Origin of the sequence: Azospira sp. (genome assembly GCF_030247495.1) — a bacterium.
GTDB lineage: Bacteria > Pseudomonadota > Gammaproteobacteria > Burkholderiales > Rhodocyclaceae > Azospira > Azospira oryzae.
The window spans coordinates 104,211-122,716 of sequence record NZ_JAOTRW010000004.1; the positions used below are offsets into that span (position 1 = coordinate 104,211).

The following is an 18,506-nucleotide window of genomic DNA, read 5'->3' on the forward strand; positions in this document are numbered from 1 at the left end:
ATGCACCCTCACACCCTGCTGGAATGCCTGCTCGCCCGCCGTTTTGCCGTCGAATACCAGCCCCTGGTCTGTCCCGCCAGCGGCGACAGCCTGGGCTGGGAGGCCCTGGCCCGCTTCAGCGCCGCCGACGGCACGCCCCTGCCGCCGGACCTGGTGTTCCAGGCCCTGCACCACGATCCCCTGCTGCTCTTCCACACCGAACTGGAGACCAAGCGCCTGCAGCTCTCCCTGGCGCCGCCGGAGGGCCTGCTGTTCGTCAACCTGGACCCGGACAGCTTCGCCGCCGGCCACGGCCCGGACGGACGCAACGCCTTCACCGAGCTCTTCCTGCCGCACCGGCAGCGGCTGGTGGTGGAGGTCATCGAGAACCTGGACATGGGCGACGTGGCCCTCTCCCATCAACTGGTGGAGGAGCTGAAGGCCGACGGCGTCCTGCTGGCCATGGATGACCTGGCCGCCTCCCGGGGTCTCATTTCCTTCGCCGCCCTCAACGATTCCGCCTACCTCAAGTTCGACCGCTCCTGGCTGGCCGACTCGCCGGAACGGGAGCGGCGCACCGCCATCCTCTCCTGGACCCTGCCCGCCGCCCGCAGCCTGGGCGTGCGCACCGTGCTCGAGGGGGTGGAGACCGCCAACGACCTGAAGCTGGCCCGGCGCCTGGGTTTCGACCTGGTGCAGGGCTTCCTTTTCCGCGACCGTTTCCACTACAGCCGTCGCGCCGAGGCCTGACATGCCCCCCAGCGATTCACTGCTATCCCGCATCTACCTGGAAAACTACCGGGAGATCGTGGATTTCCTCTCCCTGCGCACCGGCTGCCGCCATGCCGCCCAGGACTGCGCCCAGGATTGCTGGTTCAAGCTGTGCAAGGCCCGCCCGGCGGAGCCGGTGGACAACGGCCGCAGCTACGTCTTCCGCGTCGCCGCCAACATCGCCGTGGACTGGCACCGCAGCAACGGCCGGGAACTGCGACTGCAGGCCGACTACGCCGCCAGCGGCGACCCCACGGCCACCAGCCCCGACACCCTGGAGACGGTGCAGCAGCGGCGCAACCTGGAGCGCCTGGAAGCCATCATCCGGGCCCTGCCCCCACGCACCGTGGAGGTCTTCGTGCTCAACCGGCTGGAGGGCCTCACCTACACGGAAACGGCAAAGCGCCTGGGTATTTCAGCTTCCGCCGTGGAAAAGCACATCGCCCGGGTGCTGCTGCAATGCCTGCCCATCCTGGAGGAGATGTGATGCCGCGCCTGCCGCCCCCCCGCGCCCTGGAACAGGCCTCCCGCTGGATCGCCCGCCAGGGGGCCGACGACTACGATGCCGCGGCGGAGGCGGACTTCGCCGCCTGGTACGGCGCCGCGGCGGAGAACGCCCGGGCCTACGAGCAGATCCGCCGTCTCTGGGGCACCCTCGGCCAGGTGCAGCGGCAACGCCTGCAGCCGCCCCGGGGGCGCCGCCACGCGGCGGCCGGCGCCGTCAGCCTGGCCCTGCTCCTGGGCAGCCTGCCCTGGCTGCCGGAATGGTGGCTCGCCGCCCGGGCCGACCACCTGGCGGAGCTGGGCGGCAACCGCCACATCGAGCTGGCCGACGGCTCCCGGGTGGTCCTGGAATCGGGCAGCGCCCTGCGCGTGCGCCTGGGCCAGGCAGGGCGGGAGGTGGAACTGCTGCGGGGCCGGGCCCTCTTCGAAGTGGCGCGCCAGCCCCAGGGCGAAGGCTTCGCCCCCTTCTCCGTCGCCGTCGGCGAAACCCGGGCCACCGCCCTGGGCACCCGCTACCAGGTGGAAAAGCTGGCGGGGGAAACCGTTGTGACGGTGCTCGAAAGCCGGGTCGCCGTGCATTGCGGCGATTGCCAGGAAGGCCCGCGGGAAGCGGTGCTGGGGCCGGGGGACATGGCCCGGGTGGGCCCCGGCGGCCTGGAAACGGCCCGGGCTCCGGCTGGCGCCGATGCCTGGAGCGACGGCATGCTGGCCTTCGACCGCCAGCCCTTTGCCGTGGCCGCCGACCAGTTGCAACGCTACCTGCCCCAGAAGGTGCTGCTGCTGAGCCAGGCGGCGCAGCAGCAGCTGGTCTCGGGCACGGTGGACCCGGCCCGGCCCGAGGCCGCCCTCGGCCTGCTGGCCAGGGGCGCCGGCCTGCAGGTGACCCGCCTGCCGGGGCTGTTGCTGGTGCGATGAAAAAAATTCCGACCCGGGGGTGGGGTGTACCGGGCCGGCAGACGTCCTACGGAAAAGAACCATTTTTCCGGAGTCATCATGCGCCCCCAGAATCCCCTCTCCTCCCCCGTGCCCCTGCCCCGCCTGCGGCCCCTGGCCCTGGCCGTGGCCCTGCTCTCGCCCCTGGCCGCCCTGCCGCTGCAGGCGGCGGAGGCGCCGGCCGCCGGCGTCGCCGTGCGCCTCAACATTCCGGCCCAGGCCCTGGGACCGGCCCTGATCGAGCTGGGCCGCCAGACCCGCCTGCAGATCAGCTTCCCGCCGGCCCTGGTGGAAGGCCGCCGTTCCGCCGCCGTCAGCGGCAGCCTGCCACCCCTGCAGGCCCTGGAACGCCTGCTGGCCGGCACCCGCATCGGCTACCGCAGCACCGGCAACAACACGGTGCTGCTGGAGGCCCTGCCGGCACTGGCGCGGCCGGCGACGCCCATCCTCCCCGCCGCCCCTGCGGACCGTCATTTGCCTGAAGTGAAGGTGGTGGACCAGCGGGACCCCTTTCTCGGCGGCCGTACCATCGACGAGGAACTGATCCGCAGCTTCCCCGCCGGCAACGGCGACGCCACCAGCCTGCTGAAGATGCACCCCGGGGTGCAGTTCAGCGAGACCCGCATGCAGAGCAAGCGCCAGGGGGAAATCGCGCCCCAGGACATTTCCATCAACGGTGCCAAGTACTACCAGAACCTGTTCCAGGTGGACGGGGCTCGCATCAACAACGACATCGACCCCGGCTCCAACAATCCCAACCATTTCACGGACCCGCCCAGCGCCGCCCAGGGCATCGCCCTGGACACCAGCCTCATCTGCAAACTGCAGATCGCCGACAGCAACGTCTCGGCCCGCTACGGCGGCTTCAACGGCGGCGTAGTCAATGTGGAAACCTGCGACCCCAGCGCCGAGCTGAGCGGAGCCATGAGCGTGCAGTACACCAGCAGCAACTGGACCAAGCTGATCGTGGACGAACGGGATTACGAGGCCTTCCAGAATTCCAGCGAATACACGGCCCAGCCCCGTTTCCGCAAGGTTTTCTACAAGGGCAACGTCAGCGGCCGCATCAACGAGAGCTGGGGCGTCACTGCCGCCTTCAGCCGCCGCACCTCCGACATTCCCCTGCGGGCCTACAGCAGCAACGGCAGCACCACGGATGCGGCGGAGAAAACCCAGACCCGGCAGATCGACAACCTGTGGCTGAAGAACGTCATCAACATCTCGCCGGACACCCGGCTGCGGGTGACGGTGGTGGACGCCCCGGGAGAAGACAATTACTTCATCAAGAACCAGAAGGATTCCGGCTTCACCTTGACTTCCGGCGGCCAGCAGCTGCAGGCGGCCCTGGAGCATCGGATGAGTACCGGCAAGTGGTTCGTCCAGGCCGGCTATAGCAGTAGCGACAGCTCCCGCCGGGGTGAAACCGACTACATGAAGTCCTGGCGCCCCTCCGCCGCAAAGAACTGGAATCCGGCGCCCAATGCAACCACTGTGGTGGAAGGCGCCTGGGGCAATGTGGACCAGAGTTCCAAGGCCGCCTCCCTGCAGGCCCGCTTCGAATCCATCCCCTTGGCCCTGGGCCCCACAGCCCACCGCTTCATGGCCGGTGCCGAGTTCGAGACGGAGGAGGCCCGCTATACCCGCCTTAACAACCACTACTCCTACCTGCCGGCCAACGCCAAGAGCACGACCACCTGTGCCCTAGCCGGTGGTGGGACGGACAGCGACACCTGCTCCCTCTCCCCCTATTCCTACGTCAGTGGCGGAACCACCGTCAGCGGCCCTGGGCAGTATTTCAACAAACGGGATATTTATCGGGCAGGAGAGATATCTTTCTCCACCAAAAAATTTGGTTACTTCCTGGAGGACGACATCAGTTGGAAACGCCTGCGCACCCGCTTCGGCCTGCGCGGCGACTGGGACGACTACATGGACAAAGCCACCCTGGCGCCCCGTTTCTCCCTCAACCTGGACGTGCTGGGGAATAACCGCACCAACGTCATCCTGGGCCAAAACCGCTATTACGGCCGCTCCTTTTACGCCTATCGTCTGAAAGAAGGCCGGGAAGCCTTGAAGATCACCGAGTCCCGCACCATTACCGCCGGTAAGATCACCGACTGGGTATATAGCGCGCCCAACAGCGCCGCTGCCAACCGCTTCAACGAAATCAATATTCCCTTCGACGACGAGCAGATGCTGGGCCTCTCCCAGCGCTTCGATGGCTGGCTGGCGGAACTGAAGTTCATCCATCGGGAAGGCAAGGACCAGGTTACCCTGCGCACCATCAAGGATATGGTCACCAACAAAAACTATTACAGCTATACCAACGACGGCCGTACCGAAACCGACATCACTACCCTGACCCTGCGCTCCACCGTGCCCTGGAAGCTAGCCGCCACCACCCATCAATGGGAGCTGGGCTTAGACATCACGGAAAACAAGCGTTCCCACACCGACATCAGCGAGAGCGCCATCAGCCAGAGCAACTTCGACAAGTACATCGTCTACAACGGCCAGCTGATTCACTATCTCGACCGCCCCGCCAACAACTTCAACCGGCCCAAGACCCTGCGCCTGACCACCCTTTCCAGCATCCCGGCCTGGAACCTGACCATCACCAACTTCTTCCGCCTCAAGAGCGGCTACAAGGCGGTGGTGGATACCGGCACCACCCAGACCATCAACGGCGAAACCTATGACGTATGGAAAACCAAGCAGTACCCGGGCTCCCTCAGCTGGGACATGAACATCGGCTGGAGCAAGAAGGTCAGCGGCACCCAGAGCATCTTCGCCAACCTGCGCATCGACAACGTGCTCAACCGCTCCATGCAGCTGGAGCCGGTCAACAACATCCCCCAGTACGAAACCGGCCGCCAGTTCTGGCTGGAACTGGGTTACCGCTTCTGAGGCCCGCCATGAACGTCACACCACTTTCCAAGACCCTCCTCCTCACCCTGCTGCTGGCGGCCGGCCCAGCCCTGGCCGCCGCCCCCGATATCGCCTGCCGCAGCAATGGCAGCTGGGACAACGCCTGCCTGCGCCGGCTCTACCAGGGTGCCCCCGGCACCTGGCCCAAGCCCCAGGTGGATGCGGGCGTGACCTGGCAGGAAATGGCGCCGGTGCCCGCCGTGGCGCCCGCCGCAAGCCCCCGCCAGGCCGCCCGGGTGGCCCTGGGCCGGGCCCTCTTCTTCGACCCCCACCTCTCCGCCAAGGGCCAGGTTTCCTGCGCTTCCTGCCACCAGCCGGAAAAATCCTTCACCGACGGCAAGCCCCTGGCCGTGGGCGAGGACCAGCTCATGGGCCGCCGCCGCACCCCGCCCCTCTTCGCCGCCCCCTTCGCCGCCAAGCTGTTCTGGGACGGCCGGGTGGACAGCCTGGAAGCCCAGGTGCTCGGCCCCATCGCCAACCCGGTGGAGATGAACCACCCCATCGCCGCCGCCGTGGCCAGGGTCAACGGCCTGGAGGAACACCGCAGCCTGATCCAGGCCGCCTTCGCCGCCCCCGCCCTGGATGAGGCCCAGCTGGCCTGGGCCCTGGCCGACTTCGTGCGTAGCCTGCGCCCGCCGGCCACGGCCTTCGACCGTTTCCTGGCCGGGCGCAGGAACGCCCTTTCCGACAAGGAGTTGCAGGGCCTGCACCTGTTCCGCACCCAGGCCCGCTGCATGAACTGCCACAACGGCCCCCTGCTCACCGACCACGGTTTCCACCACATCGGCCTCTCCTACTACGGCCGCCGCAACCAGGACCTGGGCCGCTTCGAAGTGACCCGGGAGAAGGCCGACCTAGGTGCCTTCCGCACCCCCAGCCTGCGGGGCGTGGCCCAGGCCGGGCCGTGGATGCACAACGGCGTCTTCCCCGACCTGAAGGGTCTGCTGCGCATGTACGGCAACGCCATGGGCAACCCCACGGCCAAGGCCGTGGCCGCCGGCGACCCCTACGCCCCGCCCCTGTCGCCCCTGATCCGCAAGCTGGAACTGAACGAGGCCGACGTGGAGGCCCTGGCCGCCTTCCTGCAGACCCTTTAAGCTGCCCTACCCCGCCAGGAACACCGTCATGACCCACACCTCCCCCCTCCGCCACGCCCTCTGGCTGGCCTTCTTCACCATGGCATCCGCCGCCGCCAATGGGGACACCGCCCTTACGCCGGGCCAGCCCCAGATCACCGCCCCGAGCCCCTCCCCGGGCACGGCCGGCCAGGGCAGCCTGGCCATGCGGGTTGCCGAGCGGCTGCCCTCCGTGGTGCAGATCCGCGTCCGCCGCAGCGAGGGTGTTGCCGCCGTCGCCGCCGCCAACACCGCGCCGGGCCTGCCGGTGCCGGACGGCACCGGCTCCGGTTTCGTCTTCGACGCCCAGGGCCATCTCCTGACCAACGCCCATGTGGTGCGCCGCGCCCGGCAGATCCTGGTGATCGCCCCCAACGGCCAGGAGGTGGAGGCCAAGGTGGTGGGCAGCGACGACACCACCGACATCGCCGTGCTCAAGACCACCGCCCCCCTGGCGCCGCCGGTGCCCCTGGGCAGCAGCAAGGAGCTGCGCCCCGGCGACCCGGTCTTCGCCGTCGGCTCGCCCTTCGGCCTGGCCCACAGCGTCAGCGCCGGCATCGTCAGCGCCAGCGGGCGCTTCCTGCCGAGCAATCCCCACGTGGCCTTCCTGCAAACGGATGCGGCCATCAACCCGGGCAATTCGGGCGGCCCCCTGTTCGACGCCGAGGGCCGGCTGGTGGGCATCAATTCCATGTCCTTCTCCCGCTCCGGCGGCTATACCAACATCGGCTTCGCCATCCCGGTGGAAGAGGCCCGGCGGGTGGCCGCCATCCTCATCCGGGACGGCCAGGTGAAGCGGGGCTGGCTCGGCGCCGAGCTGCAGGCGACGGAAACGGCGGCCCGGGCCCTGGGCCGGCAGCGGGGCGTGCTGGTGACCCGGGTCCATGCCGACACCCCGGCGGAAAAGGCCGGGCTGCAGGCCGGCGACCTGGTCATCGGCATCGCCGGTCGCCCTCTGGCCGACGGCGGCGACCTGCACCGCTTCCTCGCCGCGGCGGCCCCCGGCGACCGGCTGGAACTGGAACTGTGGCGCCAGCAGCAGTCCTGCAGCGTGCGGGTGGTCCTGGGGGAAAAGCGGGAAGTGCCGCGCCCCGCCACCAACCTGGCCGCCTACGACCCGGCCCGCAGCCTGGGCCTGGTGCTGCAGGAACTGCCGGCCAAGGGCGGCCTGCGCATCCTCGCCGTCCAGGGCATCGCCGAGCAGAACGGGCTGGACCCGGGAGACGAGATCGACAGCCTGGACGGCCAGCCGGTGAAGGAAATCCACGATCTCAACCTGGCCCTGGGCCGCATCCCCAACCGGGAGATGGGCCTCCTCGGCATCCGCCGCCAGGGCCGGGCCCTGGTGCTGCCCCTGGGGCCCCGGCCCCAGGTGGGCACCACCAGCACGACCGCCCCCGGCCAGCCCCGCAGCACCACCGACGACTGAGCCGGCGCCACCGCTGCCTCCGCCCCGACCCGGGCGCGGTGGCAGCGGCAGCGCCGATTTGCCGGTAAAGTTTGCCCTATCGCCTCTCGCCCCCATTCCGCCATGGCCTTCAACGCCCCCCTGCTGGAACGCATCCCCCGGGAAATCGCCGCCGTCGGCGATTACGAGCCCTATGCCCGCCGCCGCCTCGACGACAACGCCTGGACCTACCTGCACAGCGGTTCCGCCGACGAGCTGACCTTCCGCTGGAACAAGGAGGCCTTCGACCGCCTGCGCCTCAACGGCCGGGTCCTGGCCGACGTGCGGGGCGGCCACACCCGGCTGGAACTGTTCGGCCAGCGTTACGAGCATCCCCTCTTCCTCGCTCCGGTGGCACACCAGAAGCTGTTCCATCCCGAAGGGGAACTGGCCACCGTGCTCGGCGCCGGCGCCCTGCAGGCGGGCATGGTGGTATCCACCCTGGCCAGCACGCCCCTGGAGGACATTGCCGCCCAGGCCGAGGCGCCCCTGTGGTTCCAGCTCTACTTCCAGCCGGACCGGGACTTCACCCGCCAGCTGGTGCAGCGGGCCGAGGCCGCCGGCTACCAGGCCCTGGTGGTGACGGTGGACGTGCCCATCTTCGGCCTGCGCAACCGGGAGCAGCGCATCGGCTTCCACCTGCCCGCCGGCATCGACCCGGCCAACCTGCGGGGCATGGCGGCGCCGGCCCAGCCCGCCCTGCATCCGGGCCAGAGCATCGTCTTCGACGGCATCATGGCTGCGGCCCCCACCTGGGAGGACATCGCCTGGGTCCGCTCCCTGACCCGCCTGCCGCTGATCCTCAAAGGCATCACCCACCCGGGAGACGCCCGCCAAGCGGCCGACCTGGGGGTGGATGGCCTGATCGTCTCCAACCACGGGGGCCGCAGCCTGGACACCCTGCCGGCCAGCATCGAGGCTTTGCCGGCGGTGGTGCAGGCCGTGGCGGGCCGTCTGCCGGTGCTCCTGGACGGGGGCATCCGCCGCGGCAGCGACGTGGTCAAGGCCCTGGCCCTGGGCGCCGCGGCCGTGCTCCTGGGCCGGCCCTGGGTCTACGGCCTGGCGGCGGCCGGCCCCCTGGGCGTGGCCCACACCCTGAAGCTGCTGCGGGAGGAATTGGAGGTGACCATGGCCATGGCCGGCTGCACCACCCTGGCCGACATCAACGCCGACCTGTTGTTTTCACACCACACCTGGATGCAACCTTGATCCAGGTTGAAATCCATTGAAAATCAAGGCATCGCCGCCTGCTATCCGCGCGAAACCCCTGATCTGGCAAGCCTTTCCGGCCTGCCTACGGTTTGACCATTACAAATGAAAACAATTATCATTGGCTTCATTACGAGATTTAACGATCCCGGATAGCCAGCCACCTGCAGACGCCGCCCGCCGGCACGTCATCGGTCAGGAAGCCAGCCTCAACGACTTCCCACAAAAATCCCCACGGAGATTTGACCGATGGCCTACATCCAGAGCCACAAGCACGCCCCCGACCAGCAGCCCCGTTTCAAGCGCAGCGCCGCCTTCACCGCCCTGGCCCTCGCCGTTCCCGGCGTCGCCCTGGCCCAGCAGGAACAGACCCTGTCCACGGTCAGCGTCACCGCCGAGACGGAAACCTTCAAGGCGGATACGGCCGCGTCCACCAAATACACGGCTCCCCTGGTGGATACGCCCAAGACCCTGACGGTCATCACCAAGGAAGTGTTGCAGCAGACCAACGCCACCACCCTGCAGGATGCCCTGCGCACCACCCCCGGCATCACTTTCGGCATGGGCGAAGGCGGCACACCGGCCGGCGACATCCCCATCATCCGCGGCTTCAAGTCCGAAGCCAATTTCTTCATCGACGGCCTGCGCGACCCCAGCTCCCAGTCCCGGGACATGTTCGCCGTGGAGCAGGTGGACGTCACCAAGGGCCCCGATTCCGCCTACAGCGGCGGCGGCGCCGTCGGCGGCAGCATCAACCTGAGCACCAAGAATGCCCGCCTGGGCAACTTCGGCGATGCCAGCATCGGCGTCGGCACCGCCAACTACAAGCGGGCTACCGCCGACATCAACCGGCAGATCGGCGACCACATGGCCGCCCGCCTCTCCCTGATGAAGGAAGACAGCGATGTGGCCGGCCGCGAAGCCGTGTGGAACAAGAAGGACGGCGTCGCCGCCTCCCTCGCCGCCGGCCTGGGCACCCCCACCCGCGCCAGCCTCAGCGTCTACCACTACCAGACCGAAGGCCTGCCGGATTACGGCATCCCCTACAACAATCCCATCGCCAAGTACGCCACCGTGGCCCAGGGCACCGGCGGCTCCACCGCCACCACCCCGCCCACCGTGGCCCCGACCCTGAACCCCACGGCCGTGGCCAAGAACGGCGACGGCGGTCCCCTCGGTGTAAACCGAAACAACTTCTACGGCCTGGTGAATCGGGACTTCAGCCGCACCGAGGTCAACAGCCAGACCCTGAAGCTGGAACACGACATCAACGACAAGTGGACGGTGCGCAACTCCACCCGCTTCACCCAGACCAAGAATGACTACGTGGTGACCAACCCGGGGGATTCCAACGCCTCCATCGTCACCGGCACCACCCTGCCGCGCAGCTCCAAGAACCGCAACTCCACCAGCGACAGCGTCATCAACGCCACCGAGCTGGTGGGCGAGTTCTTCACCGGCGACATCAAGCACAACATCGCCACCGGCATCGAGTTCATGCACAACGAGGTGGACAGCCGCGGCTACACCGTGACCGGCGCATCCAACGCCAACATCCAGAATCCAAACCCCAACGATCCCTGGACCGGCACCGTCACCCGCAATACCGCCGGCACCTACACCCGCACCGCCTCCCGCGGCATCTACGTCTTCGACACCCTGACCCTGAACAAGCAGTGGCTGCTCAACCTGGGCCTGCGCGACGACGAGTTCCGCACCTCCCTGGACGGCTACACCACCAACGGCACCAAATCCACCACCGTGCCGCTGCAGAGCCGCTCCAGCTTCACCAGCTACCAGGCCGGCGTGGTCTTCAAGCCGAAGGACAACGGCAGCATCTACGCCAACTACGCCACCGCCGCCAACCCCTCCGGCATCACCGCCAGCGACGGTTCGGACAACCTGTCCCTGACCAACAAGGACCTGGAGCCGGAAGAGGTGCGCAGCCTCGAGCTGGGCACCAAGTGGAACCTGTTCAACAACAAGCTGGCTCTCACCGGCGCCGTCTTCAACATCGAGAAGACCAACGCCAAGATCAGCCTGGACGCCAACACCATGGCCACCGTCGGCAAGCAGCGCATCAACGGCTACGAGCTGGGCTTTGCCGGCAACCTCACCGACAAGTGGCAGGTCACCGGCGGCTACACCTACATGGATTCCGAACTGGTGGAACCGGGCCCCTCCTACTGGAGCAAGAGCGGCACCAACTGGCGCTACAACGCCAACGCCGAGAACAAGGGCAACAAGGTGCCCAACACGCCCGAGCACAGCTTCAGCGTGTGGACCAGCTACCGCATCCTGCCCCAGCTGACCATCGGCGGCGGCGCCTACTACGTCTCCAAGGTGTACGGCGATGCCGCCAACACCAAGTGGGTCCCCTCCTACTGGCGTGCCGATGCCATGGCCACCTACCAGGTGGACAAGAACCTGTCCCTGCGCCTCAACGTGCAGAACCTGTTCGACGAGGTGTACTACGACAAGGCCTACGCCAGCCACATGGTCAGCGTCGCCCCGGGTCGCCAGGCCATCCTGACGGCCAACTACAAGTTCTAAGCGTTGCCTCCCCGCCCGGTCCGCCGGGCGGGTTTTTCGTTTCACCCGGGCCTAGCCCATCGCCAAGGAGCCCTGCATCATGATGCTGCATATTCCGGAATTGCTGACCCGGGACCAGGTGGCCGAGTGCCGCCACATTCTCGCCAACGCCCAATGGCAGGACGGCCTCGCCACCGCCGGCATCCAAGCAGCCCAGCGCAAGCAGAACCTGCAACTGCCCGAAGGCACGCCGGCCATCGCCCGCCTGCGGGAGATCGTCACCGGCGCCCTGCTCAATAATCCCCTTTTCTTCTCCGCCGCCCTGCCCCAGCGCATCCTGCCGCCCTTCTTCAACCACTACGAAGGCGGCGGCTTCTACGGCAACCACGTGGACAACGCCATCCGCTATCCCCACGGCAGCCAAGCTGGCATCCGCACCGACGTCTCCACCACCATCTTCTTCACCGACCCGGACGAATACGAGGGCGGCGACCTGTTCGTGGACGACACCTACGGCAGCCACCAGGCCAAGCTGCCGGCCGGCGACGCCATCGTCTACCCCTCCACCAGCCTGCACCGGGTCGAGCCTGTGACCAAGGGCGCCCGCATCTGCTCCTTCCTGTGGACCCAGAGCATGATCCGGGACGACTGGAAGCGCACCATGATGTTCGACCTGGACTGCACCATCCAGAAGCTGCGCCAGCAGGTGGGCGACAGCGAGGAGGTGGTGGCCCTCACCGCCCACTATCACAACCTGTTGCGCCAATGGGCGGAGATGTAAGCCGTCCCATGAACACCGCAGCAAGCATCGCCCCCGCCCGCCGCCCCGGCTGGCTGAAAACCCTGCACCAGTGGCACTGGATCAGCTCCGCCATCTGCCTGCTGGGCATGGTCCTCTTTGCCGTCACCGGCATCACCCTCAACCACGCCGCCGACATCGGCAGCAAACCGACGGTGCTGCGCCAGCAGCTGCAACTGCCCGAAGCCCTGCAAGCCCAGCTGGCACCGGCTGCCGCCGAAGCCCGGCAGGCGCCCCTGCCGCCGGCCCTGGCGGCCTGGGCCGCCGCGGCCCTGGGCATCGAGGCGGCCGACCAGGAGGCCGAGTGGTCGCCGGAGGAAATCTACCTGGCCCTGCCCCGGCCCGGCGGTGACGCCTGGCTGCGCATCGACCGGGAAAGCGGCGAGGCGGAATACGAAGTGACCGACCGGGGCTGGATCTCCTACCTCAACGACCTGCACAAGGGCCGCCACACCGGCGGCGCCTGGCGCTGGTTCATCGACATCTTCTCCGCCGCCTGCCTGGTGTTTTCCCTGTCGGGCCTGCTCATCCTCAAGTACCACGCCGGCAACCGGCCCGGCACCTGGCCCCTGGTGGGCCTGGGCGCCCTGGTGCCCCTGCTGCTGGCCCTGCTGCTGATGCACTGACCCTCCCCCAACTATTACCGAAAGCCTCCGACCATGACGTTCGCCAAGAAACGCCTGCTTTCCCTGCTCCTCGGCTGCGGCCTCGCCCTGCCGTCCCTGGCCGCCGACCTGGCGGTGGAAGTGGAAATCCCCCGCCTCAACGTGGCCGAATACCACCGCCCCTATGTGGCCGTGTGGGTGGAACGGGCCGACAACAGCATCGCCGCACACCTGGCGCTGCTCTACGACGCCAAGATGAAAAACGGCGAAGGCACCAAGTGGCTGAAGGACCTGCGCCAGTGGTGGCGCCGCGGCGGCCGGGACCTGGCCATGCCGGTGGACGGCATCACCGGCGCCACCCCCACCGTGGGCAAGCAGAAGCTGCGCTTCGCCCAGGGCAAGGCCCCCCTCGGCGACCTGCCTCCCGGCGACTACAAGCTGGGCATCGAAGCCGCCCGGGAAGTGGGCGGCCGCGAGCTGCTCTACATCCCCTTCCAGTGGCCCCCCAAGCAGGCCCAGCAGGCCACCGCCCAGGGCCAGAGCGAACTGGGCCACATCACCCTGGACCTGAAGCCCTGAACGGCACGGGCGGTTCATTCCGCCCCGCCCCCTCGGTGATCTCTGTGCCCTCTGTGGCCAGCTTTTAAAACTCCACCCCATTCCCACCGCAAAGGATTCCCCATGAAACTGCTGCGCCCCCTGACTATCGCCGCCCTCCTGGCCACCGCCCTGGTGCCTGCCGCCCAGGCCCACAATGCCTGGCTGCTGCCCTCCTCCACCGTGCTCTCCAAGGCCCAGTGGATCACCGTGGATGCGGCCGTGGCCAACGACCTCTTCTTCTTCAACCACAACGCCCTCAACCTGGACAACCTGAGCGTCACCGCCCCCGACGGCAGCAAGGTGGCGCCGGAAAACCTGGCAAAGGGCAAGCTGCGCAGCGTCTTCGACCTCAACCTGACCCAGGCCGGTACCTACCGCGTCGCCGTGGTCAACGCCGGCATCATGGCCAGCTTCAAGCTGAAGGGCGAACCCAAGCGCTGGCGCGGCAGCGCCGAAGCCTTCGCCCGGGAAATCCCGGCCGAGGCGGAAGAGCTGAACGTCAATGAAATGGCCGGCCGCAACGAGACCTTCGTCACCGTCGGCAAGCCCTCCGCCCTGACCCCCATCGGCAAGGGCCTGGAACTGGTGCCGGTGACCCATCCCAACGACCTGGTGAACGGCGAGGCCGCCACCTTCCAGATGCTGCTGGACGGCAAGCCCGCCGCCGGCCTGGAAGTCACTGTCACCAAGGGCGCCACCCGCTACCGCAACCAGCTGGGCGAAATGAAGCTGAAGACCGGCGCCGACGGCAAGTTCAGCGTCACCTTCCCCGAAGCCGGCATGTACTGGCTCGACGCCGAACTGAAGGACAGCAAGACCAGCGTCAAGGCCGCCAAGGAACGCCGCGTCACCTACGCCGCCACGCTGGAAGTGCTGCCCCAGTAAAGGGCAAGGCAAAACCTTAGCCACAGAGGGCACAGAGATCACCGAGGTTTCTGTGCCCCGGGCTTCCCGGGTCGGGTAGCCAGCCTCCTGTGCGCTTCCGTCACCGTTCCCGCCAGCAACCCTCCTCCCCGTTTCGGTTCCATTTCATGCCCGACACCGTGCGACTCCTCACCGCCTGGGGCGCCACCCTGGCCTACGGCGGCCTTTGCGCTGCCGTCTATCTGCGCCACCGGCGGCGGCAGCGCATCGCCGTGGCGCCCCTCGGCGACGGCGGGCGCCCCGTGCTGGTGGCCTATGCCAGCCAGAGCGGCAGCGCCGAGGCCCTGGCGCAACACACCGCCCGCAGCCTGGGGGCTGCCGGCCTCAACACCACCCTGGTGCCCCTCAACCGGGTCACCCCGGCCCTGCTGGCCGCCCACGAACAGGCCCTGTTCCTCGTCAGCACCTGCGGCGAGGGGGACGCGCCGGACAACGGCGCCCTCTTCGAGCGCCACTGCATGGCCGACGCGGGTCCGGACCTATCCCGCCTGCACGTCGGCGTGCTGGCCCTGGGGGACCGGGAATACGCCCACTTCTGCGCCTTCGGCCGGCGCCTGGCCGCCTGGCTGGAGGCCCGGGGCGCCGTGCCGCTGTTTGCCCCCCTGGAGATGGACAACCAGGATGCCAACGCCCTGGCGGCCTGGCAGCAGCAGGTGGCCCACATCGCCGGCAGCGGCGAGACGCCGGACTGGCGCGCCCCGGCCTTCACCCCCTGGCGCCTGCTGGAGCGGCGCCACCTCAATCCGGGCAGCAGCGGCGCCCCCGTGTTCCACCTGGCCCTGGCGCCGGAACACGCCCCCCTGCCCGAGTGGCAGGCCGGCGACCTGGTGCAGGTGCAGCCACCAGAGGCCGGGGAACATCCCCGGGACTATTCCATCGCCTCCCTGCCCGCCGACGGCGCCCTGCACCTGCTGGTGCGCCTGCAGGCCCGCCCCGACGGCACCCCCGGCCTGGCTTCCGGCCACCTCTGCAAGGACCTGGAGGTGGGCCGCAGCGTGGCCCTGCGCCTCAAGCCTCACGCCAATTTCCGCCTCGGCGACAACGCCGGCCGGCCCCTCATCCTGATCGGCAACGGCACCGGCATCGCCGGCCTGCGGGCCCTGCTCAAGGCCCGGGAAGCCCGGGGAGATAAGCGCAACTGGCTGATCTTCGGCGAACGCCACGCCGGCCCGGACCGGCACTACCGGGAAGACCTGGCCCGCTGGCGCAACAATGGCCTGCTGCCCCGGCTGGATCTGGTCTTTTCCCGGGAACAGGCGGCCAAGGATTACGTGCAGCATCGCCTGGCCCAGCGCGGCGACGTGCTGCAGGACTGGCTCGACGAGGGCGCCGCCCTCTACGTCTGCGGCAGCGCCGCCACCATGGGCGCCGCGGTAGATGAGACCCTGGCCCAGCTGCTGGGCCGGGAAGCCCTGGACCGGCTGCTGGCGGAAGGCCGCTACCGGCGGGACGTTTACTAAGGCCCGGGCACTCCCGGCCACGGATTCCCCAGACCACCACGCCAGAAACAAGAAGGGACGCTCCTCTCAGCCATGGCACGGCTGAGAGTGGCGTCCCTTCTGCCTTCCAGGGCAGGCGTCTAGTGGGCTTCTTCCACCCGGTAGGCGCTGTGGCAGGCGATGCAGTTGTTGAGGTTGTCGGCCAGGGTGTTGAGCACCACGTCCCGGTCCTTCAGTTCCGTGGCCAGTTCGGCGATGCGGTCGAAGTTGATGTGGGTCTCCCGGCCCAGGGGGAAAAAGGCCTGGGGCGCCTTCTTGCGGATGCCGTGCACCAGGCTGCCCGGGTTGGCGAAGTCCTTCTGGTGCGCCTTGAGACCGCCCACCCGGGCGGCCTCGGCCACCGCCGCCATGTCGTTGGCGGTGGCGGCGCTGATGATCTTCTGGGTGATGGCAACGAAGCCCCGCATTTCCGAGAGCAGGAAATGTTTTTCCGCCGGCGTCAGCCGGATCACCTGGCGCTGGTCGCTGCCGCTGCCAGCGTCGTGGTCGTGGGCCGCGGCCGGGCCGCCGGCCAGGGCGGCCAGCAGCAGGACCAGGGCGGAGGGGCGTAATTGCATCAGAAGTCTCCTTTCCAGGTGAGAACGAGGGAACGGCCGGGGGCCAGGATTTCGTTGCCGCTGACGCCTTCGGCCAGGTGTTCGTGGTAGCGCTTGTCGGCCAGGTTCTTCAGGGCGACGCGGAAGCTCTGCCGGGACCAGCGGTAGGTGGCGCCCAGGTCGGCGGTGGCAAAGCCGGCGGTGGCGTTTTCGCTGCCGCGGCTGAAGAGGGTGGCTATGCGGTCCTGGCGGGCCACCAGGCGCAGGGTGGCGTCGGCACGCCAGCCCTGGGCAACGGCGCCGTCCCAGCCGAGGGAGAGTTCGTCCGCCGGCATCTGGAAAAGGGGCTCGTCCAGGTCCTTGTTCTCGCCCCGCAGGCGGGAATAACCGGCATTCAGCCATTGCCCCGGCCGCACCTGCCAGCGGGCGGAAGCCTCGACCCCGGCGATGACGGCCCGGCCCAGGTTCACCGTGGCCTTCACCGGCAGGCCGCTGATGAAGGTGCCGGTGGGCTGGCCGGTGATGTAGTTGTCGATGCTGTTGCGGTAGGCCGCCAGGTGGTAGTTGAAGTCGGCGCTGGCGCCCTTCAGGCCCAGCTCGAACTGGGTGGCCTCTTCCGGCTTGATCTGGGGATTGCCGACGTAATAGTAGCCGTCGCCCCGGGGCGAGGACTCGTAGCGTTCCCGCATCTCGCCGGCGCGGAAGGCGCGGGAGAGGTTGGCATAGGGCCGCAGCAGGGGCGCCGCTTCATAGACCGCGCCGAGGCTGCCGGAGGTGGCGCTGTCGCTGCGGGAAAGGCCGTTCTTGATCGCCCCGTTGTTCATGGAGGCGGCGCTGCCCTTGACCGTGTCGTGGCGCAGGCCGGCCAGCACGTTGAGCTTGCCGAAGCGCATGTCGTCCTGCAGGTAGGCCCCCAGGGATTCGATGCGGCCATCGGCGAAGGGATTGTTGGCCACCATGTTGCCGGCCTGGTACAGGCGCCGGTTGGGGGAGGCCTCCATCTCCCAGGCGTTGAGGCCGAAGGAAAGCAGGTGCTGGGGATGGACCAGCCAGTCGGCCTTGGCATCCCAGCCCTCGGTGACGAAGGAGACCTTGGTCTCGGCGTTGTTGCGCTTGATGCCGCTGGCCCAGGAGTAGATCTGCCGCTCCATCTCCTGGCGGTAGACGCGGAAGTCCAGGTTCAGCGGCGCCTCGCCCGAGCCCTGGCGGGAATAGCCCGCTTCCATGAGGCGGCGGCTCTGCTTCGGCGAATAGATGGTGGTGGATTTGATAGGGTTGGCGGCCGCCTTGGTGGAGCCGGGGTACCACACGTCCTCGTCCGTATGCTCCTGGAAGGAGAGGCGCAGTTGCTGGGCGCCATCGATGCGGAAGCGATACTGGCCGATGAGGCTGTCGGAATCGTAGCCGGTCTTGGCCACCTTGCCGTCCGGGGAGCGGTAATCGCCGATGCGGGCGCTGGAGGTGCCGAGCATCAGGGCATGGTCGCCGGCGGAGAAATTGACCACACCGGTGGCCCGCAGGCCGTTGCTGGCGCTGTCCCAGGAAGCCATGGCCGAACCGCTGGTGCCGGCCTTGAACTGGGCCTGGGGCAGGCGCACATTGACCACGCCGCCCAGGGCGCCGCTGCCGTAGAGCACGGAGGACGGGCCCTTCACCACCTCCACCCGTTCCGCCAGGCCGAGGGACATGAAGGAGGCGATGGCCCCCTGGGGCTGGGCCGAGTTGAGGCGGATGCCGTCCACCAGCAGCACCACGCTTTCCTTCTTCAGGCCGCGCAGCACCGGGTTCTGGCCCTGGGCGCCGTCGCTGGCGACAGCGATGCCGGGCTCGCCGCGCAGCAGTTCCCCCGGATTGTTGGCGCCGCGGCGGACGATTTCCTCCCGATCGAGGGAAACGGTGCTGAGGGGCGTTTCCAGTTCGTCGGCGGCATAGCCCTTGGCGGTGACGCTGACGGTGGACAGGGCGGATTCGGATGAAGCGGGGTTATCGGCGCCCCAGGCAAAGCCCGAGGCCAGGCTCAGGGCCAGCAGATGCAGGGCGAAAGGTGGGCGCTGACGCGACGGGGAAGAAACAGCGACAAGGGATGACAGCGTTGACATGGACGGGCTCCGGAAGGAATCCCCGC

Annotated in this window: 15 protein-coding genes; 13 read left to right on the forward strand and 2 right to left on the reverse strand. The window is 68.3% G+C overall.

The window, feature by feature from the left end:
• The 13 genes from OEL49_RS06365 (at position 1) to OEL49_RS06425 (ending at position 15,806) form a co-directional block, all read left to right on the forward strand.
• Positions 1-729, forward strand: a complete 729-nt coding sequence (locus tag OEL49_RS06365) for an EAL domain-containing protein (RefSeq protein ID WP_287874234.1) — start codon at positions 1-3, stop codon at positions 727-729.
• A gap of 1 nt (position 730) precedes the next feature.
• Positions 731-1,237: an RNA polymerase sigma factor gene (locus OEL49_RS06370; protein ID WP_130460006.1), complete on the forward strand. Its 507-nt coding sequence runs from the start codon at positions 731-733 to the stop codon at positions 1,235-1,237.
• On the forward strand, positions 1,237-2,169 hold the full coding sequence (locus OEL49_RS06375; protein WP_165397537.1) for a FecR family protein: 933 nt from the start codon (positions 1,237-1,239) through the stop codon (positions 2,167-2,169). The genes OEL49_RS06370 and OEL49_RS06375 overlap by 1 nt, the downstream gene beginning before the upstream one ends.
• Positions 2,170-2,247: 78 nt before the next feature.
• The gene (locus tag OEL49_RS06380) at positions 2,248-5,094 is read left to right on the forward strand and encodes a TonB-dependent receptor (protein WP_287874235.1); all 2,847 of its coding nucleotides are present in this window, start codon (positions 2,248-2,250) and stop codon (positions 5,092-5,094) included.
• A gap of 8 nt (positions 5,095-5,102) precedes the next feature.
• Positions 5,103-6,212 carry a cytochrome-c peroxidase gene (locus OEL49_RS06385; protein ID WP_014236756.1) on the forward strand — a complete coding sequence of 370 codons (1,110 nt, stop codon included), beginning with the start codon at positions 5,103-5,105 and terminating at the stop codon, positions 6,210-6,212.
• A gap of 28 nt (positions 6,213-6,240) precedes the next feature.
• The gene (locus OEL49_RS06390) at positions 6,241-7,659 is read left to right on the forward strand and encodes a trypsin-like peptidase domain-containing protein (RefSeq protein WP_014236755.1); all 1,419 of its coding nucleotides are present in this window, start codon (positions 6,241-6,243) and stop codon (positions 7,657-7,659) included.
• Between the two features lie 102 nt (positions 7,660-7,761).
• On the forward strand, positions 7,762-8,886 hold the full coding sequence (locus OEL49_RS06395; RefSeq protein WP_014236754.1) for an alpha-hydroxy acid oxidase: 1,125 nt from the start codon (positions 7,762-7,764) through the stop codon (positions 8,884-8,886).
• 249 nt (positions 8,887-9,135) lie between these two features.
• The gene (locus tag OEL49_RS06400; protein WP_287874236.1) at positions 9,136-11,439 is read left to right on the forward strand and encodes a TonB-dependent receptor; all 2,304 of its coding nucleotides are present in this window, start codon (positions 9,136-9,138) and stop codon (positions 11,437-11,439) included.
• Positions 11,440-11,518: 79 nt separating this feature from the next.
• Positions 11,519-12,199 carry a Fe2+-dependent dioxygenase gene (locus OEL49_RS06405; protein WP_014236752.1) on the forward strand — a complete coding sequence of 227 codons (681 nt, stop codon included), beginning with the start codon at positions 11,519-11,521 and terminating at the stop codon, positions 12,197-12,199.
• An 8-nt stretch (positions 12,200-12,207) separates the two neighbouring features.
• A complete protein-coding gene (locus OEL49_RS06410; protein WP_043797953.1) occupies positions 12,208-12,843 on the forward strand; it encodes a PepSY-associated TM helix domain-containing protein in 636 nt (211 codons plus the stop codon).
• A 33-nt stretch (positions 12,844-12,876) separates the two neighbouring features.
• The gene (locus tag OEL49_RS06415) at positions 12,877-13,401 is read left to right on the forward strand and encodes a DUF2271 domain-containing protein (protein ID WP_287874237.1); all 525 of its coding nucleotides are present in this window, start codon (positions 12,877-12,879) and stop codon (positions 13,399-13,401) included.
• A gap of 102 nt (positions 13,402-13,503) precedes the next feature.
• On the forward strand, positions 13,504-14,307 hold the full coding sequence (locus OEL49_RS06420; protein WP_287874238.1) for a DUF4198 domain-containing protein: 804 nt from the start codon (positions 13,504-13,506) through the stop codon (positions 14,305-14,307).
• 146 nt (positions 14,308-14,453) lie between these two features.
• Positions 14,454-15,806, forward strand: a complete 1,353-nt coding sequence (locus OEL49_RS06425; protein WP_287874239.1) for a sulfite reductase subunit alpha — start codon at positions 14,454-14,456, stop codon at positions 15,804-15,806.
• 119 nt (positions 15,807-15,925) lie between these two features.
• On the opposite strand, the gene OEL49_RS06430 is transcribed toward OEL49_RS06425, so the two are convergent.
• Positions 15,926-16,402, reverse strand: coding sequence for a hypothetical protein (locus OEL49_RS06430; protein ID WP_287874240.1), 477 nt, complete (start codon positions 16,400-16,402; stop codon positions 15,926-15,928).
• A complete protein-coding gene (locus OEL49_RS06435) occupies positions 16,402-18,480 on the reverse strand; it encodes a TonB-dependent receptor (RefSeq protein ID WP_287874241.1) in 2,079 nt (692 codons plus the stop codon). Before OEL49_RS06435 ends, OEL49_RS06430 begins: the two co-directional genes overlap by 1 nt.
• Positions 18,481-18,506: the final 26 nt, after the last annotated feature.